This window comes from Providencia sp. JUb39 (assembly GCF_012272845.1).
Classification (GTDB): domain Bacteria; phylum Pseudomonadota; class Gammaproteobacteria; order Enterobacterales; family Enterobacteriaceae; genus Providencia; species Providencia lanzhouensis.
In genome coordinates this window covers 3,403,210-3,427,119 of the sequence record NZ_JAAWXD020000001.1, presented here as the reverse complement: position 1 = coordinate 3,427,119, position 23,910 = coordinate 3,403,210, and the positions used below count along the sequence as shown (strand labels likewise).

General features: G+C 43.7%; 22 protein-coding genes and 1 riboswitch. Of the genes, 12 read left to right on the top strand and 10 right to left on the bottom strand.

The features are described from left to right. Positions 1-139 precede the first annotated feature (139 nt). Positions 140-1,885, bottom strand: coding sequence for a DNA primase (gene dnaG / locus HFU86_RS15905; RefSeq protein ID WP_036956253.1), 1,746 nt, complete (start codon positions 1,883-1,885; stop codon positions 140-142). A gap of 118 nt (positions 1,886-2,003) precedes the next feature. Beyond that, positions 2,004-2,219: a 30S ribosomal protein S21 gene (rpsU, locus tag HFU86_RS15900; protein ID WP_001144069.1), complete on the bottom strand. Its 216-nt coding sequence runs from the start codon at positions 2,217-2,219 to the stop codon at positions 2,004-2,006. A 373-nt stretch (positions 2,220-2,592) separates the two neighbouring features. Between rpsU and tsaD the strand changes: the two genes are divergently transcribed. Further along, on the top strand, positions 2,593-3,624 hold the full coding sequence (tsaD, locus tag HFU86_RS15895) for a tRNA (adenosine(37)-N6)-threonylcarbamoyltransferase complex transferase subunit TsaD (RefSeq protein ID WP_132496550.1): 1,032 nt from the start codon (positions 2,593-2,595) through the stop codon (positions 3,622-3,624). Positions 3,625-3,716: 92 nt separating this feature from the next. On the opposite strand, the gene HFU86_RS15890 is transcribed toward tsaD, so the two are convergent. After that, complete coding sequence (locus HFU86_RS15890) at positions 3,717-5,249, bottom strand: methyl-accepting chemotaxis protein (protein ID WP_036956255.1); 1,533 nt, start codon at positions 5,247-5,249, stop codon at positions 3,717-3,719. Between the two features lie 300 nt (positions 5,250-5,549). Continuing rightward, positions 5,550-6,203, bottom strand: coding sequence for a glycerol-3-phosphate 1-O-acyltransferase PlsY (gene plsY / locus HFU86_RS15885; protein ID WP_187129641.1), 654 nt, complete (start codon positions 6,201-6,203; stop codon positions 5,550-5,552). Between the two features lie 115 nt (positions 6,204-6,318). Here plsY and folB point away from each other — a divergent pair, with 115 nt between their 5' ends. Further along, positions 6,319-6,678, top strand: a complete 360-nt coding sequence (gene folB, locus HFU86_RS15880) for a bifunctional dihydroneopterin aldolase/7,8-dihydroneopterin epimerase (protein ID WP_132496656.1) — start codon at positions 6,319-6,321, stop codon at positions 6,676-6,678. Positions 6,679-6,734: 56 nt separating this feature from the next. Here folB and HFU86_RS15875 read toward each other — a convergent pair whose 3' ends face one another. Together HFU86_RS15875 and HFU86_RS15870 are read right to left on the bottom strand one after the other, a co-directional pair. Further along, positions 6,735-7,970, bottom strand: a complete 1,236-nt coding sequence (locus HFU86_RS15875) for a multifunctional CCA addition/repair protein (protein WP_132496547.1) — start codon at positions 7,968-7,970, stop codon at positions 6,735-6,737. Positions 7,971-7,980: 10 nt separating this feature from the next. Continuing rightward, positions 7,981-8,592, bottom strand: coding sequence for a TIGR04211 family SH3 domain-containing protein (locus tag HFU86_RS15870; RefSeq protein WP_036956260.1), 612 nt, complete (start codon positions 8,590-8,592; stop codon positions 7,981-7,983). 280 nt (positions 8,593-8,872) lie between these two features. On the opposite strand from HFU86_RS15870, the gene HFU86_RS15865 reads away from it, so the two are divergent. The 5 genes from HFU86_RS15865 to HFU86_RS15845 all read left to right on the top strand — a co-directional run bounded on the left by HFU86_RS15865 (position 8,873) and on the right by HFU86_RS15845 (position 15,021). Then, the gene (locus HFU86_RS15865; protein ID WP_036956262.1) at positions 8,873-9,835 is read left to right on the top strand and encodes a CYTH domain-containing protein; all 963 of its coding nucleotides are present in this window, start codon (positions 8,873-8,875) and stop codon (positions 9,833-9,835) included. Between the two features lie 11 nt (positions 9,836-9,846). Then, a complete protein-coding gene (gene glnE, locus HFU86_RS15860; RefSeq protein ID WP_187129640.1) occupies positions 9,847-12,690 on the top strand; it encodes a bifunctional [glutamate--ammonia ligase]-adenylyl-L-tyrosine phosphorylase/[glutamate--ammonia-ligase] adenylyltransferase in 2,844 nt (947 codons plus the stop codon). Positions 12,691-12,785: 95 nt separating this feature from the next. Continuing rightward, a complete protein-coding gene (gene hldE, locus HFU86_RS15855) occupies positions 12,786-14,213 on the top strand; it encodes a bifunctional D-glycero-beta-D-manno-heptose-7-phosphate kinase/D-glycero-beta-D-manno-heptose 1-phosphate adenylyltransferase HldE (protein WP_036956264.1) in 1,428 nt (475 codons plus the stop codon). A 183-nt stretch (positions 14,214-14,396) separates the two neighbouring features. Then, positions 14,397-14,675, top strand: a complete 279-nt coding sequence (locus HFU86_RS15850; RefSeq protein ID WP_132496545.1) for a type II toxin-antitoxin system HicA family toxin — start codon at positions 14,397-14,399, stop codon at positions 14,673-14,675. Next, positions 14,668-15,021, top strand: coding sequence for a type II toxin-antitoxin system HicB family antitoxin (locus HFU86_RS15845; RefSeq protein ID WP_132496544.1), 354 nt, complete (start codon positions 14,668-14,670; stop codon positions 15,019-15,021). Before HFU86_RS15850 ends, HFU86_RS15845 begins: the two co-directional genes overlap by 8 nt. Positions 15,022-15,089: 68 nt before the next feature. On the opposite strand, the gene ubiK is transcribed toward HFU86_RS15845, so the two are convergent. Next, entirely contained in the window at positions 15,090-15,368 is a 279-nt protein-coding gene (gene ubiK / locus HFU86_RS15840) for a ubiquinone biosynthesis accessory factor UbiK (protein WP_006662951.1), read from the bottom strand. Positions 15,369-15,593: 225 nt separating this feature from the next. Continuing rightward, positions 15,594-15,761, top strand: a riboswitch (FMN riboswitch). A 154-nt stretch (positions 15,762-15,915) separates the two neighbouring features. On the opposite strand from ubiK, the gene ribB reads away from it, so the two are divergent. Both ribB and ygiD read left to right on the top strand, forming a co-directional pair. Then, positions 15,916-16,569, top strand: coding sequence for a 3,4-dihydroxy-2-butanone-4-phosphate synthase (gene ribB / locus HFU86_RS15835; protein ID WP_036956267.1), 654 nt, complete (start codon positions 15,916-15,918; stop codon positions 16,567-16,569). A 170-nt stretch (positions 16,570-16,739) separates the two neighbouring features. After that, entirely contained in the window at positions 16,740-17,543 is an 804-nt protein-coding gene (gene ygiD, locus HFU86_RS15830) for a 4,5-DOPA dioxygenase extradiol (protein ID WP_108478471.1), read from the top strand. A 127-nt stretch (positions 17,544-17,670) separates the two neighbouring features. Here the strand turns inward: ygiD and HFU86_RS15825 are convergent, their stop codons facing one another. The 3 genes from HFU86_RS15825 to tolC all read right to left on the bottom strand — a co-directional run bounded on the left by HFU86_RS15825 (position 17,671) and on the right by tolC (position 21,336). After that, positions 17,671-18,831 (bottom strand): glutathionylspermidine synthase family protein, encoded by a 1,161-nt coding sequence (locus HFU86_RS15825; RefSeq protein WP_036956269.1) that lies wholly within the window; start codon positions 18,829-18,831, stop codon positions 17,671-17,673. Between the two features lie 6 nt (positions 18,832-18,837). Continuing rightward, positions 18,838-19,545 carry a DUF1190 family protein gene (locus HFU86_RS15820; RefSeq protein ID WP_108478472.1) on the bottom strand — a complete coding sequence of 236 codons (708 nt, stop codon included), beginning with the start codon at positions 19,543-19,545 and terminating at the stop codon, positions 18,838-18,840. A 408-nt stretch (positions 19,546-19,953) separates the two neighbouring features. Continuing rightward, positions 19,954-21,336, bottom strand: coding sequence for an outer membrane channel protein TolC (gene tolC, locus HFU86_RS15815; RefSeq protein ID WP_132496542.1), 1,383 nt, complete (start codon positions 21,334-21,336; stop codon positions 19,954-19,956). A gap of 308 nt (positions 21,337-21,644) precedes the next feature. Here tolC and nudF point away from each other — a divergent pair, with 308 nt between their 5' ends. From nudF to yqiA, 3 genes are all read left to right on the top strand, one after another. After that, positions 21,645-22,283 (top strand): ADP-ribose diphosphatase, encoded by a 639-nt coding sequence (gene nudF / locus HFU86_RS15810; protein WP_132496541.1) that lies wholly within the window; start codon positions 21,645-21,647, stop codon positions 22,281-22,283. Between the two features lie 133 nt (positions 22,284-22,416). Continuing rightward, positions 22,417-23,256 (top strand): 3',5'-cyclic-AMP phosphodiesterase, encoded by an 840-nt coding sequence (gene cpdA, locus HFU86_RS15805; RefSeq protein WP_132496540.1) that lies wholly within the window; start codon positions 22,417-22,419, stop codon positions 23,254-23,256. Further along, the gene (gene yqiA / locus HFU86_RS15800) at positions 23,256-23,846 is read left to right on the top strand and encodes an esterase YqiA (protein ID WP_132496539.1); all 591 of its coding nucleotides are present in this window, start codon (positions 23,256-23,258) and stop codon (positions 23,844-23,846) included. The genes cpdA and yqiA overlap by 1 nt, the downstream gene beginning before the upstream one ends. Positions 23,847-23,910: the final 64 nt, after the last annotated feature.

Sequence of the window (23,910 nt, the reverse complement as noted above, 5' to 3'; positions counted from 1 at the left end):
GGCGAAACTAACGGCCAACAAGAACATTTAAAGGGACATTTGACTACGCGCTACGCCCTTTATATTTCGTAGCATTTACAGGCATTTGCCTTGTTATTTGCGGCACTTAAGCCGTTTTGTATACTATTTTTTGGATGCTTTAAGTTTTCACTCGTGAAAGAGTGATTAGACGGACTTCTTCGCGCTCTTCAGGTGTCAGCCTTTGTGTTCGTTCTTTCGCTATCAGATAGTCGAAACGCTCATCGAGGGCGCTATTAAATAGATGATTTAGAGCATCTATAAAGGTATTTTCCGCTATTTCCTCTATTTCTATATCGTTCCATGTTGCGAGTTTTTCAAGTTGTTTCGCGAAATTATTATCGCGATAACGTTCTAGCAACTGCCCAGTGGTCATTCCGGGGGTGGAACGGCAAACTTCAACCAATTCCTGAAATAGAGAAAGCCCCGGCATTTGGATATGGGCAATTCCCTCTAGCGAGGGAACAAGCTCCGAAAAGTTCGGATTTTGTACCAACAACGCGATAAGTATGCGCATTGTTGTTGGTTTCAGTTTGGGTGCCTGATAGTTAACTGGCTCAGTACTCTCTCTATCAATCATAGCAAGAACTTGGGAAATATCCGGTATACCAATGAAATTTCCTAGCTCTTGTGCCATATAAAGACGTAGAGTTTCACCCGGAATCTGTTTTATCAATGGGATAGCAAGTTTACTAATTTTTGCTCGACCCTCTTGGGTTTTTAAATCCACTTGGGGAACTAAAGAGTCAAACAAAAAGGTGGAAAGACTTTGCGCATTTTCCATACGTTGCTCAAAGGCGTCTTTTCCTTCTTTGCGTACCAATGAATCTGGGTCTTCGCCATCAGGCAAAAACATAAAACGGAGTTGGCGACCATCGGTCAGATAGGGAAGGGCGTTTTCAAGTGCGCGCCAAGCGGCTTCTCTTCCTGCTCTATCTCCGTCATAACAGCAAATTACCGTGTCTGTTGAGCGATAGAGCAATTGAATATGCTCAGAGGTTGTAGAGGTGCCAAGTGATGCAACCGCATAGCGGATGTCATACTGTGCGAGTGCTACAACGTCCATATAGCCTTCAACAACAAGTAATTTTGCAAGCTCACTACTATTTTGTGTGGCTTCATAAAGACCGAAAAGTTGGCGACCTTTATGGAATATATCGGTTTCTGGAGAGTTTAAATATTTCGGCAATGCATCGCCTAACACCCGTCCACCAAATGCAATTACGCGACCGCGACGATCCCGAATCGGGAACATGACTCGCTCTCTAAAGCGATCATAAACGCGACCATTATCATTAGTGACCAGCATGCCCGCTTCATCAAGTTGCTGACGGCTTTCTGGATTCACGGCAAATTTCTTGAGAAGGTTGTCCCAGCCTGCGGGCGCAAAACCAATCGAAAAATGCGAGATAATATCTGCACTTAAACCACGTTGGCTTAAATAATCTTTGGCTTTATTGGCCGATGGATGATTTAAGGCAGCGCAGTAAAACTGATTTATTTTTTCCATCAATTGGTACAAATTTTGACGCTGATGGAGTTCAATTTGGCTGGTTCCGGTTCCTTTTTCGTAAGGAACATCCAGACCATGTAATGCTGATAACTCTTCTATTGCTTCGACAAAATCTAATTTGTCGTAATTCATCAGAAAATCGATGGCGTTACCATGGGCACCACAACCAAAACAATAGTAAAACTGTCTCTCACCATTGACAGTAAATGATGGTGTTTTTTCGTTATGAAAAGGACAGCAAGCGTGGTGGTTCTTACCCTGTTTTTTTAACGGGACTTTTGCATCGACTAAATCAATGATATCGGTACGAGCGAGTAAGTCATTGATAAATGAACGCGGAATTCGTCCAGCCATAAGCCTCTTTTTCGCCTGTTGATGAACGATAATAAGCCGCGCTTCCGTTAGGAAAGCACGGCCTTTAACTGCTAACTACTTACTTGTCTGTATTGGCTGCGATTAAAATCGCAATCAATTAGTACAGACGAGTACGGCGTGCGTTTTCGCGAGCCAGTTTTTTAGCGTGACGCTTTACAGCTGATGCTTTAGCGCGTTTACGTTCAGTCGTTGGTTTTTCATAGAATTCACGACGACGAACTTCTGCTAAAACTCCTGCTTTTTCACAAGAACGTTTGAAACGACGCAGTGCTACGTCGAATGGCTCGTTTTCACGTACTTTAATTACCGGCATGTGCCTCTCACCTCAATAGAAATCGGTTTGTTGCTGGTTTTTGTTCACCAGCCGTCATTTAAAATGGTGCGGAATTTTACTTCAATGAGTACGGGTTTGTAAAGTGCCGTATAAAATTGAATCACGCAAGATCACCTGTTTCACCTCAACTTTATTCAATAAAGTGAGAAAAACCAGATAATAATGAGAATTTGCCACACGAAATTTTTATTACAGGGGTCTGATTATAGACTATACAACTTGGAAAGTCAGCCTTTTGCTGGGATTAATTGTGGGGTTTCATGACATTTTATTGCGCAATGACGTAAATTTAGGCGCGATCACGCAAATTTAGTGGTAGACTTTCCCCCATGCAACAAACAAGGGTAGTGCAATGCGTGTTTTAGGTATCGAAACATCTTGCGATGAAACCGGAATCGCAATCTATGATGATAAACTGGGTTTACTCGCGAACCAGTTATACAGCCAAATTAAAGTTCATGCTGATTACGGCGGCGTCGTACCCGAATTAGCCTCTCGTGATCATATCCGCAAAACAGTACCGCTAATTCAAGCGGCGCTCAAAGAAGCCAATTTAACCCGTGAAGACATCGATGCTGTTGCGTACACCGCAGGCCCCGGTTTAGTGGGTGCATTGATGGTGGGAGCGACAGTGGGTCGTGCACTGGCATTTGCGTGGGATGTACCTGCGGTTGCTGTGCATCATATGGAAGGGCATTTGCTCGCCCCAATGCTGGAAGAAAAAAGCCCTGAATTCCCATTTGTGGCGCTGTTAGTGTCTGGTGGTCATACTCAGCTAATTAGCGTGACGGGTATTGGTGAATACGAACTTCTTGGCGAATCCATCGATGATGCGGCAGGCGAAGCATTTGATAAAACGGCGAAGTTACTTGGTTTAGATTATCCGGGTGGTCCCGTCTTGTCTCGTATGGCGCAGCAAGGTGTAGCAGGGCGTTTTGTTTTCCCTCGCCCGATGACTGACCGTCCGGGGTTAGATTTTAGTTTTTCTGGCTTGAAAACTTTTGCGGCAAATACGATTCGTGATAACCCAGATGATCCTCAAACCCGCGCTGATATCGCCCGTGCTTTCGAAGATGCGGTTGTGGATACACTCGCCATAAAATGTAAGCGCGCGCTTGAGCTAACTGGCTTTAAACGTTTAGTGATGGCCGGTGGCGTGAGTGCCAACCGTACTTTACGTGCCAAAATGGAAGAAGTTTTGAAGCAGCGTGGCGGTGAAGCATTTTATGCACGTCCTGAATTTTGTACAGACAATGGCGCAATGATTGCTCTCGCGGGCTTAATCCGCTTAAAAGGCGGAGCAAATGCAGATTTAGGTGTGACCGTTCGTCCTCGCTGGCCGCTTGCAGAGTTGCCACCGTTAGATGAAGGTACTGTTAAATAAATTATTATGTTCAAAACATAATGAAAACAGGGGGCTAGCGTATTACGTTAGCCCCCTGTTTTATGGTAAAACACGCTTAGTGTAAGACGTTTTTAGTGCAAGATAGTCACAGCATCTTCTAAGCGAATGGAACGATCTTTAACGTGATTCGCAGTCTCGGTACTCTGCTCAACGAGTAAGCTGCTTTGCTGAGTGATGGACTCCAATTCACTGACGGCTTGTGTGATATCCGAGATCCCAGAAGCTTGCTCCGTTGTAGCATGGCTAATATGGGTAATCAGCTGCGTTACGTTTTGCACTTGATCCACGATTTCTTTCATCGTGTTCCCCGCCGCGTAGACTTGGTCTTTACCGGAGCTGACTTTCTTCTCACAGTTATTGATAAGTTCGCGAATATCGTTCACTGCACTGGCACTGCGGCTGGCTAAGCTACGAACTTCATTGGCAACGACGGCAAAACCCTTGCCTTGTTCACCGGCTCTAGCGGCTTCCACGGCGGCATTTAGCGCCAAAATATTGGTTTGGAATGCGATGTCTTTAATCACATCGGTGATCGAATTGATTTTACTGGTGCTATGTACGATTTCGTCCATAGTGATGACCACTGCATCCATCATCGCACCACCATTTACCGCTGTTTCACTGGTTTCGTTCGATAGCACATCGGCTTTATGGGTGTTGTCTGCATTCATCTTAACGGAGACTGCCATTTGATTCATGGTAGCGGCGGTTTGCTGCATATAGCCTACAGTACGCTGTGTATGGCTATCTAGCTCACCACAATCACTCACTAACGATTGGCTGCCTTTACGGACGTTATCCACTTGTTCAGAGACATCGTTAATCAGCCAACGACACACTAAGCCTAGCTGACCAATAGAGCGCAGGATCTGCCCAATTTCATCAACGCGGCTCATGTGGTCAATGCTATTACGGTTACCTCGCGCTACGCTTAATGCCTGAGACATAATATTTTCGAGCGGCTTCGCAAAACTACGCTCTAGCATTACATTGCCGAGTAGCAGGGTTATTAAAGTGAATAAGCTGGTTAGTAGTAGTGCATTACCGGAGAGACCCGATAAACCTGCCATCGCCATCCACAAAACAAATAAGCTGCTGGAAATTAAACGGCAACGCCAGCGAACAGACAGTGTTGAAAGTGAGAATCGACGGCGTTTTGGCAGTACGATCCCCTTATAAATTCGGCGATTACTGCGATTTTCGACTAGGGCTTTATACAGCGGCTCAACTGCGGCGATTTCTTCTCGGGTGGCGCGTAGGCGAATGGACATATAACCGGTGATGACACCTTTTCGCTGCATAGGGATGATATTGGCACGAACCCAGTAATGGTCACCATTTTTACGACGGTTCTTGACGATCCCAGTCCACGGCTCTCCCATTTTTAAGGTACGCCACATATCCGCAAAGGCGGCTTTTGGCATATCAGGATGACGAATAATACTGTGAGGCTGTCCCATTAATTCATCGAGATCATACCCACTGACCTGCACAAAGAAATCATTAGCGTGAATAATATTCCCTTGAAGGTCGCTTGTGGTCATCAAGGTGATATCTTCATCTAAGATATGTTCATTTTGAGTTACATATGGAGTTCTGCTCATTTTATATTCACTTTTATAGTTAAGTTTTCCTTTATATAGTCGACAGCTTTTAATTATTCATTAGTAATAAATTTGCAATATTTTAACTATTTTTTAAAAGTGTGCACTGTGTTGCGAATAAGTGTAAATACGTACCAAAATGAGTGAGATGAGTGTGAGTCAATGCAGTAAAAAATAGGGAAAGTTTTTGATGGTATAGAAGGATGCGATTGAAGAAAAATTGAAGATTATAGACATAAAAAAAGGCTGAAATTCAGCCCTTATTGCTTATCAAAGTAATAACTTATTTCGTGAAGAGCGTTAATCGTCGTTATCGTCACGTTGCTCTTGAGCTATTTCTTTAGTGGTTTTTTTCTTTTTATTCTTCAATTTTTGCCAAATTCGGCTTTCTTGCCCGCGCCATAGACGCTGAATATTGCCATGATGGCGAACAAGCACTAAGCACGACAGCATAGCAACCGGGAAGGTGAATTCAGGCTTAAACCACCACACATAAAATGGTGCCATTAGTGCGCTGACAATCGCCCCAAGGGACGAATAGCCACTGAGCAATACGGTGAGCAGCCAAGTGCCTGCCACGAGTCCTGAAAGATCCCAGCCGATTGCTGCGATGGATCCAAATGCGGTAGCAACGCCTTTTCCACCTTTAAAGTGGAAGAAAACCGGATAAATATGCCCAAGGCAGGCTGCAATCGCGACCAAGCCAAGATAGAATGGTTGCACATTTAAATAATAAGCAAGCCATACAGGGATCATCCCTTTCAGTACGTCACAGATCAGTACTGAGGCAGCGGCGGCTTTACCACCGACGCGTAAGACGTTAGTTGCACCGGGGTTACCAGAGCCGTGTTGACGTGGGTCGGGTAATCTTGCCAGACGGCAGATCAAAATAGCACTCGATATTGATCCGCAAAGATAGGCGAAGATTATCATGCCAAGCGCGATAGCACTCATAACTAACTCCAAAAACGGTTTAGGCTATTTATATGTAATTCACTTCAGTCTTGGATAATACGCACATTTTTCCTGAAGTGGTATCAATTCAGCACATAAACGAGAAAATGACGTGATGGATATCGTATTTATTGAACAATTATCAGTCATCACCACCATTGGTGTATATGACTGGGAACAAGGTATTGAACAAAAACTTTTGCTCGATATCGAAATGGGATGGGACAATAAACAGGCCGCGATGAGCGATAATGTTGAATTATGTTTGAATTATGCCGATGTCAGCGAACGCGTTGTTAGCTATTTAGAACAGAACAAGTTTGGATTAGTTGAGCGAGTTGCGGAAGAGGTTGCTCAACTTCTACTGAATGAATTTTTAACGCCTTGGGTGCGTATCCGAGTATCTAAGCCGGGGGCAGTAGCCCGAGCGACCAATATGGGCGTGTTGATTGAACGCGGTACAAAAACCAGCTAATGGGGATTGTCTCGTGAATGTTGGCGGTCTATGTGCCGCCAATATTTTCAGCTATTTTAAATCATCACTTTTTGTATTTTTAGCCACTCTTCAACAGCTTGAACACGCTGCTTAGTCAGCTCTTCTCGGATTCGTGCGCCTTGGAAGCCTTGTTCAATAATCGATTTTACGGCAACCGCTTTGGCTATCTCATAGGATTGGCGTAAAAATATTCCTTGAGGATAGGCTTGGTTTTCTAACCCGCCGCGACCTCTGGCATCAGCTTCACTCACTAAACTAAGCTGAAAAATACGCTCAGGTTTACGCCAGCTATCTAATCCATCAAAGATCCCAACAATATCGGCAGCGCTGAGCTTGTTAATCACATGAATCATATCGTGATATTTTGCAGCAAGGCAGGCGAGATCTTTGGTGCTGGTTGGGATCCTGTATCGCTCGCATAAATCGATGATCAGGGGGATCCCTGCTTCCCCATGTTGAGGATGACTCGGCCAGACCGCTTTTGGCGTAAGACCTTTACCTAAGTCATGACATAACGCAGCAAAACGCACATCAATATCTTTCGATAATGTTGCCACCACGCGCATTACCATCAAAATATGGATCCCAGTGTCCACTTCTGGATGCCATTTCTCCGGGGCTGGTACGCCGAATAGATTATCAATTTCAGGGAATAGGACGGCAAGTGCGCCGCATTCGCGTAAAGCCTCAAAGTAAACTTGCGGTGAATTGGACATCAATGCTTTGTGCGTTTCTGTCCAGACACGCTCAGGGGTGAGATGGGATAGCTCTCCCGATTCCGACATGGATTGCATCAACGCCATAGTTTCTGGGGCAATTCGAAAGCCTTGTTCATAATAGCGAGCGGCAAAACGTGCCACACGCAATACGCGCAATGGGTCTTCCAAAAAAGCATCAGAGACATGGCGCAGAACGCGATTTTTGAGATCACGCACACCATGATGAGGGTCGACCAGCTCTCCTGTATCGCTTTGCGCGATGGCGTTGATGGTCAAATCTCGGCGCAGTAAGTCATCCTCGATGGTGACGTCTGGCGCACTATAACAGCTAAATCCGGTATAGCCAGAACCGATTTTTCGTTCAGTTCTGGCAAGGGCGTACTCTTCGTGAGTCTTCGGATGTAAAAAGACAGGAAAATCTTTGCCTACCTGTTGAAAGCCTTGGGCTAGCATCGCCTCTGGCGTGGTACCCACCACCACATAATCTCTATCCGAGATGGGTAATCCAAGTAATTTGTCACGTACCGCTCCACCGACGAGATAAACTTTCATTTAGGCTCTCTTACATCCAACCATCATTACGTTTTTTACGGCGTGGAATAATGTGAGGTAGAAGTAACCCTAAAATTAATCCAGCACCCGCCACACCACCACCATACATAAACCACTGTAAAATTAACTCACGACGGCGATCATCCAGATTCACTTCAGCAATGTCTAACTTTTTACCCGCTTTGATAAGCTCGTTTTTCAGTTTTTCATTTTCTGCTTTAAGTTGACGCACTTCGCTATCATTATCAGCCACTTTTTGCTGCATGTCCGCGGTGCGGGTATTCCAAGTATTATCAATGTTATCTAACTGTTGACGAAGCTTTTGATTTTCAGCTTCTAACTGTGGAATTCGGCTTTTCATACTTGGGATGTCGCTGAGCTGATCCGTTGGTAACCAAACGGTGCGACCTTTGCCATCTTTAATCTGAGCAAATTTATTATCCACTGAAATTAGTTCAACGGATTCACCTGCGTTTAGCGAGCCAACAATGCGGTAGTTGGTGCCCGGACCACTACGGACATAAGTCGATAAATCTTCAGAAACGTAGCGCGTTTCAGCGTTTGCTGTGATTGAAAGGCCTAACCCCATGATTGAAACAAGTAAAAGTGGAATTTTTCGCATAGTGTTTTTATCTTTTCACGGTGAATGAGTGTCTTATTAATTAAATACTAATAAGTAAAGCCTATTGGTGCAAACGTTAAAGCATAGAGTTGTGTAAATGTTGAATGAGAATGAGAACCTTCCTAAGTCACTGGATAATACAATTTTTAAGCATTTTATTGAAACAACCCTCTAAGAGAATTTATGTTTGTAGAATTTTTGGTTTCCGTGCGGTTTCTTTTCTCTGCTCTCAGGGATTGGGGTAATATGGATGCAGTAAAATTATTAAATAAGGAAATGTATGAACCACATAGAAGTTGAACTCAAGTTAGCGGCTCAGAGTTCTGCTATTGATGCTGTTCGCCAGTGTATTTCGACGCTTTCGCCGCAACATTCTGCTCCTCGCAAGCTGACTAATATCTATTTTGATACGGCACAAAGACAGCTACGTCAATGGGATATGGGATTGCGCATTCGGGGCTGTGATGGTCGTTATGAGATGACGATGAAAACGGCTGGGCAAGTGATTAGCGGATTACACCAGCGTCCAGAGTTCAACGTGGAAATTGATTCCCCTGAAATCAATCTCGCGGCATTTCCAGCAGAAATCTGGCCAGAAGGAACGGATATTGCGCAACTCGAGGATGAGTTGGAAGTTTTGTTTAGCACCAATTTCACTCGTGAAACATGGTTGGTGAAATTCGAAGATAGTGAAATTGAAATTGTTTTCGATCAAGGGGAAGTCTCTGCAGGTGCGAAAGATTTACCGATTCAAGAATTTGAACTGGAACTAAAACAAGGCTTTGTGGCGGATGTACTGAATTTAGCGAAGAAATTCGCAGATATCGATGGCTTGAATCTATCCTCCCTGAGTAAAGCGGCGCGAGGCTACTCATTACTGGCGAATGAGCCAGTACCTTTAGTCCGTCCTGAGTCTGTGTTTGATTATGAAGAACAACCGATTGAAAAATCACTATTGCACATGCAGCAACTTTGCCAGCAGCATGAACAGTATTGGCTAGCGGATGGTGAACACGCGCGTCATGGGCTCAGTGAATTCTTACGCTTTGTTCAGGCTTTCTTAGTGCATTACCAAAACTCTGCACCGCATTTTGTTCATGATCTCCCTCTGGAACAATTACGTTTGGATGTGACTGACGAGACGGTCAGCGCAGAAGGTTTTTGTTACAGTAGCCAATGGCTAAAATGCAAATTAGCCTTTATTCAGTGGTTAACCGCCTTAACATATACCGATGTCGAATAGGTACTGAATCTATGCCGCTTTCTTCCAAGCTTTTGCAGAACCAACACCAGCGTATTATTCAGCAGTTTACGGAGCAATCTTCTGAGTTGCTTCCGTTAAATGAATCTGAACTGAATTTTCTCGCATTCAGTGATTTTGCGTTGAAACAGGTTCTCGCCCATTCCCGATTTTTACAGCATATTCGAACACTACCGCCGGTAGGCGATGAATGGACTCGCTATGGGGAATGGCTGGAAGAAGCGCTAGCATCGGTGACGGATGAAGACCATTTGATGCAAGTTTTACGCACTTTTCGTCATCATATGTTAGTGCGTATCGCTTGGATGCAAACCTTAGAATTATGTACTCAGCGCGATACCATTGTGCAACTGAGCGAACTGGCTGAGGTATTGATTGTTGCAGCGCGAGACTGGCTATACAAAACCTATTGCCTCTTGTGGGGAACGCCGTGTGATCGTGCGGGAAATCCGCAGCCACTATTAGTACTTGGGATGGGGAAACTGGGAGGCAGGGAATTAAATTTTTCTTCTGATATCGACCTGATTTTTGCTTATCCCGAAAATGGGATTACTCAAGGTGGGCGTAAAGAGCTGGATAACGCGCAGTTTTTTACGCGCTTAGGGCAGAAGCTTATCCGCGTTCTTGACCAAGTCACCATTCACGGTTTCGTGTATCGCGTTGATATGCGTTTACGTCCATTTGGCGATAGCGGTCCATTGGTCTTCAGTTTTTCTGCTTTGGAAGATTACTACCAAGAACAGGGGCGTGACTGGGAACGCTATGCTATGGTCAAAGCCCGTATCATGGGACCTGACAGCGTTCATTATGCGGATACGTTGCGTAAATTATTGCGCCCGTTTGTCTACCGTCGATATATTGATTTCAGCGTCATCCAATCCCTACGTAATATGAAAAACATGATTGAGCGGGAAGTTCGCCGTCGTGGATTGGTCAACAACATCAAATTAGGCGCGGGAGGCATTCGTGAAATTGAGTTTATCTCCCAAGTTTTTCAGCTGATCCGAGGTGGGCGAGAACCTGCGTTACAGTCACAATCTTTATTTACCGCATTACAAGGCATTGAAGAACTTGCATTATTGCCTGCGCAGCAAGTCACTCAACTGCAAGACAGCTATATCTTCCTGCGTCGGTTAGAGAATTTACTGCAAAGTATCGATGACCAACAAACCCAAACATTACCCGATGATGCTTTAAACCAGGCGCGTTTAGCGTGGGGGATGGGGTTTGCAAACTGGGCTGATTTTTATCAGCAACTGAGTACGAAAATGGCAACGGTACACCAAATCTTCGCAGAACAAATTGGTAGCGATGACGAGGAAGACCAAGTAGAAGAGTGCCATGAAGCGTATATTACGCTCTGGCAAAGCGAGCTTTCCAAAGAGGAGCTGGCAAGTTATTTACCGTCAAAAGATGAACTCGTCGCAGAAAAAATGATCCACGGAATTAACCTGTTCCGCCATGATCTTAATAAGCGCACTATTGGCCCGCGTGGTCGTGATGTTCTTGATGAATTAATGCCAAAATTGTTGGCAAAAGTGGGTGAGCGCGAAGATGCAGGGCGAGTGATTGAGCGCATCACGCCATTACTGCTGAGCATTGTTAGCCGAACAACTTATTTAGAGCTTATGCTCGAATTTGATGAAGTGCTGACCCACGTTATTCGTTTGTGTGCGGCTTCACCAATGATTGCCGAGCAGTTAGCCCGCCATCCACTTTTGTTGGATGAATTACTCGACCCGCAATCCTTGTATCAGCCATTACCGCTCACCGCTTACCGTGATGAATTACGCCAATATTTAATGCGTGTACCTGAAGATGACGAAGAGCAGCTATTAGAAGCACTCCGCCAATTTAAACAGGCACAATTATTACGCATTGCCGCGGAGGATATCTCTGGGGTACTCCCTGTGATGAAAGTGAGTGACCACTTAACGTATTTGGCTGAAGCGATTATTGATGCGGTGGTACGCCAAGCATGGCAAATGATGGTCAAGCGCTATGGTGAGCCGGATCACTTAGCGCCGTTTGATGAAAAACAGTACGGATTTGCGGTACTGGGTTATGGAAAATTAGGCGGCTGGGAGTTGGGTTATAGCTCAGATTTGGATTTGGTTTTTCTGTTTGACTGCCCGATGAATGCGGTGACAACAGGGGAGCGTTCCATCGAGGCTCGCCAATTTTACCTGCGTGTTGCGCAGCGTATTATTCATCTTTTTAGCACCCGCACGGCTTCAGGGGTATTGTACGAAGTGGATGCGCGCCTAAGACCTTCTGGTGAATCGGGCATGTTGGTCAGCACAATTCAATCTTTCGATGACTACCAAAAAAATGATGCGTGGACATGGGAGCATCAAGCTCTGATCCGTGCTCGCATGGTGTTTGGTGACAGTTCGTTGCAACAAAAATTCACGCAAATTCGTCATGAAACCTTATGTTTGCCGAGAGAGCCAGATGTGCTGCGTGAGCAGGTACGAGATATGCGTCTGAAAATGCATCGGCATTTGGGAAGCCATCAGGAAAACGAGTTTGATTTAAAAGCTGATCCGGGCGGGATCACTGACATTGAATTTATTGCTCAATACTTAGTGCTGCGTTTTGCTATTGATAACCCAGTGCTGACTCGCTGGTCTGATAATGTGCGTATTTTTGAGTTAATGGCACAGTATGATTTTATGCCAGAAGAAGAGGCGTATGGCTTAACACAAGCGTATGTCACGATGCGTAACGAGCTACATCATTTAGCGCTACAATCTTTACCAAGCCGGGTGGATAGCCAGCAATTTGCGACTCAACGAGCCTTGGTGCTATCTAGCTGGAAAAAATGGCTTGAGTAATTGATTAGCTAGCAAATTATTTAGGCGATATCGCGCAGTATGCTAGTATTAGCGGCAATTAATTTCAGATTTTCTTTTCATAACTGGAGTGCGGGATGAAAGTAACCCTTCCTGATTATAAGCAAGCAGGTGTATTGGTTGTTGGTGATGTCATGTTAGATCGCTACTGGCATGGACCTACGAATCGTATTTCACCTGAAGCGCCGGTTCCGGTTGTTAAAGTGACCATGGTGGAAGAGCGCCCAGGTGGCGCTGCAAACGTGGCAATGAACATTGCGTCACTCGGTGCAAATTCTCGCTTAGTGGGTTTAACAGGGATTGATGATGCAGCAAAAGCGCTGACTGAGAACCTGAATGGCGTAAATGTCCGCTGTGATTTTGTGGCCATTCCAACCCACCCAACCATTACTAAGTTACGTGTTTTATCCCGTAATCAGCAGTTGATCCGCCTCGATTTCGAAGAAGGGTTCGAGAATGTGGATGCACAGCCAATGTTAGAGCGCATCGAGCAAGCTCTGCCACACATTGGCGCGTTAGTGCTGTCTGACTATGCGAAAGGTGCATTAACCGAAGTTGAGAAGATGATTGCGCTGGCGAATAAAGCAGGCGTACCTGTTCTTATCGACCCGAAAGGCAACAACTTCGAACGTTATCGCGGAGCGACCCTGTTAACGCCAAATATGTCTGAATTTGAAGCGATAGTGGGTCGCTGCAAAGATAATAAAGATGTTGAAGAAAAAGGGATGCAGCTTCTTGAGTCTTTAGAGTTATCAGCACTGTTGATTACTCGCTCAGAGCAAGGGATGAGCTTGATCCGCCGCAATGAGGCACCTCTACATTTACCGACTGAAGCACAGGAAGTCTTTGATGTGACAGGGGCTGGCGATACGGTCATTGGCGTATTGGCGGCATCAATTGCATCAGGTCGTCCATTGCATGAAGCTTGTGCATTAGCGAATGCAGCGGCGGGTGTTGTAGTTGGTAAATTAGGGACTTCAACGGTTTCCCCTATTGAATTAGAAAATGCGATCCGTGGTCGCGCAGAAAATGGTTTCGGCGTAATGACCGAAAGCCAGCTTAAGCAAGCTGTCGCCGATGCGCGTGCTCGCGGTGAGCGTGTGGTGATGACCAATGGCTGTTTCGATATTCTGCATGCAGGACATGTTTCCTATTTGGCAAATGCACGTAAATTGGGTGATCGCCTGATTGTTGCGGTAAACAGTGATGCATCGACTCGTCGCTTGAAAGGCGAAACTCGCCCAGTTAATCCATTAGACCAGCGTATGATTGTGTTGGGCGCATTAGGTGCCGTGGATTGGGTTGTGCCATTCGAGGAAGATACACCTCAGCGTTTGATCTCCGAAATTCTGCCTGACATTTTAGTAAAAGGTGGTGATTATCAGCCAGATGAGATTGCCGGTAGTAAGGAAGTGTGGGCTGCTGGTGGGCAAGTGATGGTTCTGAATTTCGAAGATGGCATTTCAACCACTAATATCATCAAAAATATTATGAAAACCAAATAATTAAACATTATTTGGTTTCAGTAAAAGCCTAGCTTTTTGTCTGCATTTAAATGCGTACAGAAGTTAGGCTTTTTTGTTTGTGATAGTTTGTCTTAAATGTTAGCTTATTGTGACGTCAATGATTGACGTCACTCTATCATCATTTATTCTATAACCACTAGATTGGATGTCATAGGATAGATGATGATAAAAATGATGGAACTGTCTTCTAAGCACCGTAAGACAATGGTGGATATACTCACTATACCGCCCAAATCTGGAATTAAATGGGATGATGTCTTAAGCCTAATTTGTAATTTAGGTGGAAAAGTTAAAAATGGTAATGGTTCACGGCGAAAATTTATTTTGTTCTACTCTTTGTTTCAGACGCATGAACCCCATCCAGGTAATGTAATGGATAAAGGTGCTATTAGTGGCTTACGTGAGTGGTTTGAGAATGTAATTGGAGTGAAATATGATTAAAGGAAGCAATGTCATGATAATCGACGGGCATCCTGCGTCTGTCGCTTATGAATCTGAAATTAAAGCATTTAGAGGTAAGTTTTTAGATGTAACGGGCTATTGTGATTTTGTCTCAGATAGTATCGAGGGACTAATACAAGAAGCGAAAATTTCACTGGGGGAATATGTATTGACTTGTCAGGAAGAGGGAATTAAACCCTTTAAAGACCAAGAGACGATTAGGTCTTTTACTTTGCGCTATCCCAGCCATTTGGAGCCACGTCTAGATGCAATAGCAACCGCTAATAATTTATCTAAAAATCAATATATTGTTCAATTATTAGAACGTGAGCTTATTTTGAAGTAAAAAGATATTTGCAAGGTAAACGTGCCCTGAAATTTAATTAAAACATTCAGAGCACTGTAATTTTTGAATCAATCTTCTTGTTTTTCTTCAATCACTTTTTCATCTGAAAAACGAGCTTCAAGTGCGCTGACACGCTGCTCCATTTTCATCAGTTTTTCGCGAGTGCGCAGCAAAACTTGTGTTTGAATATCAAACTCTTCACGGCTGACTAAATCTAATTTACCAAGCTGAGATTGCAGCAGTGAACGAAGCTTTTTATCAAAGTCTTCACCTAAGTCACGCACGCCTTTTGGTAATGCACCTTGAATTTGGCGGGCAACTTGTTCAATTTTTTTCGGATCGAGCATTCGCGGGTCCTTCAGTTTCAATATAACGTCAGCTTTAAGATAGCGTCAGTTTCACAATAAATAATGTGGGGTAGTGTAATACCTGCGGCGTTATGAATAAACCACCTTCTTCTATTATTATGGAAACACACTGCTTCATCTTGTTTTTATTGGCGAAAAGTGTGAGTAAGTTTCCAGTTTATCGTTTGTTCGTTGCACCATTGAATTATTGGAGTTATATTGATTGCGTAATCTCAGGGCGGGGTGAAAGTCCCCACCGGCGGTAACATGCATCGCGCATGAAGCCCGCGAGCGCTTTGTTATCTTTGGCATTATTGTCATGGATAGGAAAGGTCAGCAGATCCAGTGTGAATCTGGAGCCGACGGTTATAGTCCGGATGGGAGAGAATCACTGTATCTGCATGTTTGTACCTATTGGGTGCAACATTGTTCTACATATTGAATGGCAAAACGGCTGTTAAGTCGTTGTGTTTATTCATTTCTCGTACTCCTAAGACTGCCCTGGTTCTGGTAACTCAAATATTGTTAATTTAAGAAGGTTTTTACCATGAATCAGACGCTACTTTCCGAATTCGGTAATCCAACCGAGCGTGTTGAAAATGCAATTGAAGCCCTGCGCCAAGGCAAAGGTATCTTAGTTCTCGATGATGAAGATCGTGAGAATGAAGGTGACTTAGTGTTTGCAGCAGAAACCATGACCACCGAGCAAATGGCAATGACCATTCGCTATAGCAGCGGCATTGTGTGCCTGTGTATTACGGAAGAACGCCGTAAGCAGCTTGATATTCCGATGATGGTGGAGAAAAATACCAGCCAAAACCAAACTGGTTTTACTGTCACTATCGAAGCGGCAAAAGGCGTAACAACAGGCGTTTCTGCGGCTGACCGTATCACAACGATTAAAACCGCAATTGCGGATAACGCGGTACCTGCGGACATTAACCGTCCAGGTCACGTATTCCCTCTGCGCGCTCGTGAGGGTGGGGTATTAACTCGCCGTGGTCATACGGAAGCGACAATCGACTTAGCTGTACTGGCAGGTTTCAAACCCGCTGGAGTACTGTGTGAGTTAACCAACGATGATGGCAGCATGGCGCGTGCGCCAGATGTGGTGAAGTTTGCTCGTGAGCACAACATGACCGTTGTGACTATCGAAGACTTAGTGAACTACCGCCTTCAGTTGGAAAAAAAAGCCAGCTAATTTGCTAGGTTTTTAAAACGTTTTGCTTATAGAGTCATCGGCCACAAAGTTGCACACCTTTGTGGCCTCTTCAAATTTTTTGATGATCATTCTCATAATTCCCCCACTGTGTTTTTTCTAAAAAAGGGTATGCTGATACTCATTATCCTTTTTGTGGAATTGAGGTCATCATGTCGACAAATAACCAACACTTAACCCATCGAATGCCTGCGGTATTTATCGGTCATGGTAGTCCGATGAACGCGATTAACCATAATTCATACACTGAAGCATGGGAAAAACTGGGCAAAACCTTGCCTAGACCGCGTGCGATTTTGGTGATCTCAGCACACTGGTATACCCGTGGAACGGCGATCACCGCGATGGTTAAACCGAAAACTATCCATGATTTTGGTGGTTTCCCTGAAGCTTTATACCAAATAGAGTATCCAGCACCGGGCTCTCCAGAACTGGCTAAACAGGTGGCTGAATTACTGTCTCCAGAACCAATTTATCAAGATAAAGAGGAGTGGGGGCTTGATCACGGTACATGGGAAATTTTAGTCCGTATGTATCCTCAAGCGGATATCCCTGTTATTCAGCTCAGTATTGATGGGTCGAAACCGGCGGCTTGGCATTATGAGCTGGGGAAAAAGCTGGCGACATTACGAAATGAAGGGGTATTGATTATGGGCAGCGGTAACGTGGTTCATAATTTAAGAGCGATGGATTGGCAAAATGCTAATGCAGCACCTTATCCTTGGGCAACCTCTTTTGAGCAGTTCGTGTATGACAATTTACGCAGTCACGAGCAGCCGCATCCACTTACAAAAGGGTTAGATCGTGAAGATGGTAAATTATCGAATCCATCTCCGGAACACTTTTTACCTATTTTACCTATTTTAGGAACTTGGGATGGTGAAGAAGGGATAACTACGCCTGTGGAAGGCATTGTTTCTGCATCGCTGAGTATGTTGTCAGTGCAAATTGGCTAATATTTTCGAATCGATTAATGCTTTAAAGTTGGTTAATACTGAGTATAAAAAATAAGAAAGCGGCACGAAATAGCTCGTTGCCGCTTTCTTTTTATCAGATACCCTATTTTTATCAAACTACGAAATATTAGTCGATAATAATATGTGGGTAGAAACGAGATAAATCCTGAGTAATCAGTTCTTTATCTTCACGAATACAGATACCCGCAGGTTGGTCGTTAACTAACCAGCTGCCCACTAATGTATAGCTGCCTTCAAATTTTGGCAGTGAGTGGAATTGCTGGATAATCATCCCTTCTTCACCATAAGGACCATCTGCAGAAGCGATTTCTTTACCATTTTCGATGACGCGAATATTCGCACCTTCACGAGAAAATAGCGGTTTAATCACATAGCTTTCAAGCTCTGGTTTGTTACCATCCGCAAAGTAGGCTGGTAACAAGTTTGGATGATCAGGGAACATTTCCCATAACATTGGCAGCAACGCTTTGTTGGAAATAATACTTTTCCATGCTGGCTCTAACCAACGTACACCCGCATCTTGCAGCTTGGTTGAGAAGATTTCTCTGAGCATAAATTCCCATGGATACAGTTTGAACAGGTTACTAATGACCTGATCTTGTGTATCGGTGAATTCACCTTTTTCACCCAGCCCGATTTCATCTATATACAGGAATTCGGTCGCTACGCCAGCTTCATTCGCACAGTCTTGCAGATATTGGACTGTGCCACGATCTTCTTCGGTATCTTGGCAGCAAGCCATATGTAGCAAGCGGAAACCATATTGATCTTTCAGCTCACCAAAACGCTCAATCAGCTGTTCTTGGATGCTGTTAAACTGGTCAGCATTTTCTGGCAGTTTTCCAGCTTCGATTTGGTCTTCTAACCAAATCCATTGGAAGAACGCTGACTCATACAGTGATGTTGGTGTATCCGCATTATTTTCCAGTAGCTTAGGTGGATTTACGCCATCGTAAGCTAAGTCTAGGCGGGAATATAATGAAGGTTGCTCACTTTTCCACGAACTACGGACAAATTCCCAACAGTGTTTAGGAATTTGGAAGCGAGCGAGTAATTCATCGCTTTCAACAACGCGCTCAACCACTTTTAAACACATTTGGTGAATTTCAGCGGTGGCTTCTTCAATTTCTTCAACTTGCGCTAGCGTGAATTGGTAATAGGCATCTTCAGACCAGTATGGCTCGCCGTACATGGTGTGAAAGTGAAAACCAAACTCATCCGCTTTTTCGCGCCAGTTAGGACGCTCTACAATAGGAACACGTTTCATTACTTATCAACCACCCATTGAACGGGAAGAGGATGAGCTGGATTTCGCGGACGAAGATGAACGCTGCGCAGTCGCTTGTTTGTTGACTGTGTCACCGAAGCCGCCACGAGTAATGGTGGAGGTGGTGGCAGGTTTTGGTGCCATCGCAGTTTTTGGTACGCTCATTGAACGACCGCCAGCAACGGCTGGACCATAACTTTTACCCGTTGCATCAACAAATTTACCATTTGCTGGGCTTGCTGGGTTTTTAGAGCTAAATAGCGGTTGAGATGGTGCGCTACCGCCCATCATACGACCCATCATGTAGCCCATCATTAATGGCATCCACATGCTGCCACTGCTTTGTGATTGAGCAGCTGGCTCGCCGGCTGCTGGTGTGCTTGTACCTGCGATACCTGCTTGAGCTGGAGCCTGAGTACACATTGCTTCACCAAATTCCGCTACGCAATCTTCTTGAGTTGCGTATTTTGGCGCTGTTTTAGCAGCTTCATTCAATGCGTTGTTATACGCAAGGGTGCATTGGTCTGCTTGAGATGGGTTGGCTTGGCTACAGTCTTGCGCGTTAGTGTACAGAGACACAGTTTCATCGCTCTCTTCACACGCAGACAGCATAAATACAGCACTGACCGCTACAGCGACAGGAGCTAAACGATATGAGCGCCAAGACTTACGGAAGGCGTTCTGATTAATATTTTTGGTACGCTTCATGGTCATGGTAATTACCTTGAATAAATAATAAGTAAGAGGTTCGAGATGTTGCTCTTAGAATAGGGGATATAGGATAAAAATTAAAGTACAAATGCTGCACAAATAATGGGAAATGATGGATTTAGCGAAATTGATTCCATTTTTGCATATTGTTGGTGAAATCTAATGCCAAGTAATTCCTATTTTTCTTTGATATCAATAAATTAATTATGACTATTTTTTGACTATGGTTGCAATTAACCTCAGTCAGAATTGACTGAATTTTAAGAGTTAGATGAATAAATAATACGGTAAGTTATTCATTATTTAGGAAACAGACAAATTCGCGTTATTTTAAAATAAGCACTTAGATGATAGAGCTAAAAAAATAGCCCGCCATTTGGACGAGCTATTTTCATCGACTAAATTAAATGATTATTTAATTTTTGGTGCAGTTGAGTTGCGAATAATGCTGTCAGGTGAAGTTTGGATCTCTTTACCTAAGCTAGCATTTAAACGAGCAATATCATCTTCGTTTAACGTACCACGCGCAAATTCGATATTCAGTTGGTTGATCATATAATCGTAACGGGCGTTAGACAGGTTTTGCTTCGCTTGATACAGCGCAGTTGTTGCTGTTAACACGTCAACGATAGTACGAGTTCCCACTTGGTAGCCAGCTTCCATTGCATCTAATGAGCTCTGTGCTGAAACAACAACTTGTTTATAAGCGTTGATGCTACTGATTGATGATGTCACGTTGTTATACGATGAACGGACCAATTGGATGACGTTACGGTAAACGCTTTCCAGCTGTTCACTCGCACTTTGGAAACCATATTGTGCTTGTTCAACTTGTGAACTAACCATTCCACCTGAATATAGTGGCAGGCTTAATGTTAAACCAATACTGTTTTGACCATTGTAGCTGTTATTTGCGCCACCGGTACGATCGTAACCGCTACCGTGGTTATAAGTATTTGCTACGCTAGTTGATGCATCTAAGCCTACAGTTGGCATATGACCAGTTTCTGCTAAACGGATGTTTTCACGAGAAACGTCTTGCGCTAAGCGGGCGCTCAGTAAGCTCAGGTTACGTTGTTCGGCTTCTTTTAAGATAGATTCAACATCGTCTGGATTAGCAGTTTTGAAGCGGTCGATATTTAAAGACGCTAACTGGCTGTAGTATACACCGCTGACTTGGCGAAGTTTTTCAACCGCGTTAACTAAATCATTGCGACCCGCGACTTCTTGTGCAATCACGCTATCGTAATTTGCACGGGCGTTTTGCACGTCAGTGATTGCGACTAAACCGACGTTAAAACGTTGCGTTGTTTGGTCTAACTGGCGGTAAACCGCTTCTTTGTTGGCTTGGATGTAAGATAACGCATCAATGGCTTTCAATACGTTAAAATAAGCCGTTGCGGTATCTAAAATAAGCTGTTGCTGGCTTGTCTGATAGGTAACATCAGAAATTCCTGCGGTTTTTTCTTGAAGATCCAACTGACGCCATTTTGACATATCAAATACAATCTGGGTCAATTTCAATGATGCATTAAGACCTGTGCTTTCTGTGTTGCTAGCATCACGGTAACCGCTGCCATAGGTTGCTCCAGCGCCTAAGCCTAATTGCGGTAACAGCGGGCTACGTGCTTCATTGATTTTCTCAAAAGCTTGATTACGCTCAGCAAATGATTTTCTGAGTTCCGGGTTACTCTCTTTGGATTTTTGGTAAACCTGAAGTAAATCTTCTGCGTAACTATTAGCACTGAGACCCACAAAACTCATCGCAATAAAAAGGGGAAGCAGTTTCTTCATTTTGATTCCTTGATTAAACAGCAAATTATATGGAGCCTGTTGTCTAAAACTTATCATGTTAAGGACGATGATAGGCTGTTGGAACTCTGAAAAGAGAGACCGTTCTCAAAACAGACCCTATTGTTGCTCATAAATTTGAATAATGGCGCACATTGTAACAGAGGTGTGGCACGGAAAACGGTAGCCTTTTGTGCCATTTAGTCTCAATTTGTTTAAACATTACCTCATCTAAGGTTAAAAAACCTTAAAAACTGATTTAATCCTTTCATCTTTGTTAGTATAAAAATGAAAGGATTAGGAGACTATCAATGAATAATAAAATCGAAAATCCGATTAAATACAGTAAAAATGATATTGAAATTATATCTAAGCGTAAATTATTTAACGGTTTTTTTCAAATGATTGAATATCGATTTAAACATCGATTATTTGAGGGGGGCTGGAGCAAAGAAATTGTTCGCGAAGTGTTTGAAAGGGGGCATGCGGGGGCAATACTGCCTTATGATCCACAAACCGATAATGTCGTATTAATCGAGCAAATTCGATTCCCTGCTTTTGAATCAAGCGAAACGCCATGGTTGTTAGAGATAGTGGCGGGAATGATTGAAGACAACGAATCCCCTGAAGAGGTGGTTCGTCGCGAATCAACGGAAGAAGCGGGTCTCACTATTGGACGCATAGAAAAATCGATTAGCTATTTATCAAGCCCTGGTGGCACCAGCGAGCGGATTCATGTTTTTGTTGGAGAGGTCGATAGCTCGTTGGCAAAAGGCATTCATGGCTTAGCCTCAGAAAATGAAGATATCCGAGTGCATGTCGTGAGCCGAGAGCAAGCTTATCAATGGGTTGAAGAGGGCAAAATTGATAATGCGGCAACCGTGATAGCCATTCAATGGCTACAACTGAATCACCAAAAGCTGCAAGAAAAATGGGTGAAACTGATTTAAATAACCATTAATCTAGTGAAGTGTGTGCTGATTAGCAGATATTGAATGGATAGTTAGGTTAAAATCAGTGACCTATGTACTTGATGGTTTAGGTGATAATACTTAGCGCTATTTTTAAGGATAAAGGAATACTTTGGACAGCCAGCTTAAAGTGACTGCTAATAACCCTAAAGTTATTAGAATCTTACAAGTTACTGATACGCATCTTTTTGCTGATACGGAAAACACCCTTTTAGGGATCAATACTTACCGAAGCTATCAGGCGGTACTTGATGCGATTGCAGAACAAAACTTACCTGTCGATTTAATCGTCGCCACAGGGGATCTCGTTCAAGACCAATCACCTAAAGCCTATCAACATTTTGCGGCTGGGATTGAACGCATTCCTGCACCTTGTGTTTGGCTACCTGGAAATCACGATTATCCTCCTGCGATGGTAGGTACCTTAAAAATTGCCGGTATTTCGAGTGCGAAGCAGGTCTTTATTGGTGATGACTGGCAAATTTTAATGCTAGATAGCCAATTACAAGATGTTGCTCATGGCGAGCTTTCTGAGCAGCAACTGGAATGGATGAAGCAGTGTTTAGACGAGCAGCCGACACGCACGACACTGATTATGCTGCATCATCATCCATTACCTTCTGGCTGTACTTGGCTAGATCAGCACAGTTTACGAAATTCACATATTTTGGCGGACTATCTTAAAAGCTACCCCAATGTGAAAGCGATGCTATGCGGGCATATTCACCAAGAGATGGATGAAAACTGGCACGGCATCCGCCTGTTAGCAACGCCATCGACCTGTGTACAGTTCAAGCCACACTGTACCAACTTTGCTTTAGATACGGTTGCTCCAGGCTGGCGCTATCTAGAATTAACGGTGAATGAGCAAGGGGAAAAAGTAATTGAAACCCAAGTTTATCGTTTAAATACTCAGGAATTTAGTCCTGATTTTGATTCAGATGGTTACTAATGGCAACATTACTGTATATTCATGGATTCAATAGCTCTCCACTGTCTGAGAAAGCAAATAATCTTAAACAGTGGTTGGCAGTGCATTATCCTCAGATCAATATGATTGTTCCGCAATTGCCTAATTTTCCGCAGCAAGCGACAAAATTACTCGATGATATTCTTGCTGAACATCAGCATGAAAAAATCGGTTTAGTGGGTTCTTCATTGGGTGGTTATTTTTCCATTTATTTTTCTGAGCGCTACCAAATTCCCGCAGTATTAGTGAACCCAGCGGTACGTCCGTTTGATTTGCTCAGCGATTATCTTGGGGAAAATACCAATCCATATACCCATGAAACGTATGTGTTAGAACCCAAACATATGCATGAATTGAAGGCTTTGCATCTCGAAAAGATACGTTCACCAAACTTACTTTGGTTATTGCAGCAAATGGGGGATGAGGTACTTGATTATCGTCAAGCCGTTGCCTATCTTTCAGAGTGTAAGCAAACGGTGGAACCGGATGGGGATCATGCATTTGTTGGGTTTGAACGCTATTTCCCGCAGATCATTCGCTTTTTGTCTCTGGTTGATAACGCAGAGAAATAGTGCGAAAACGCCAATACACTGTTATTATCAACAGTAATTCACTGATTGAATATACCCAATCTTC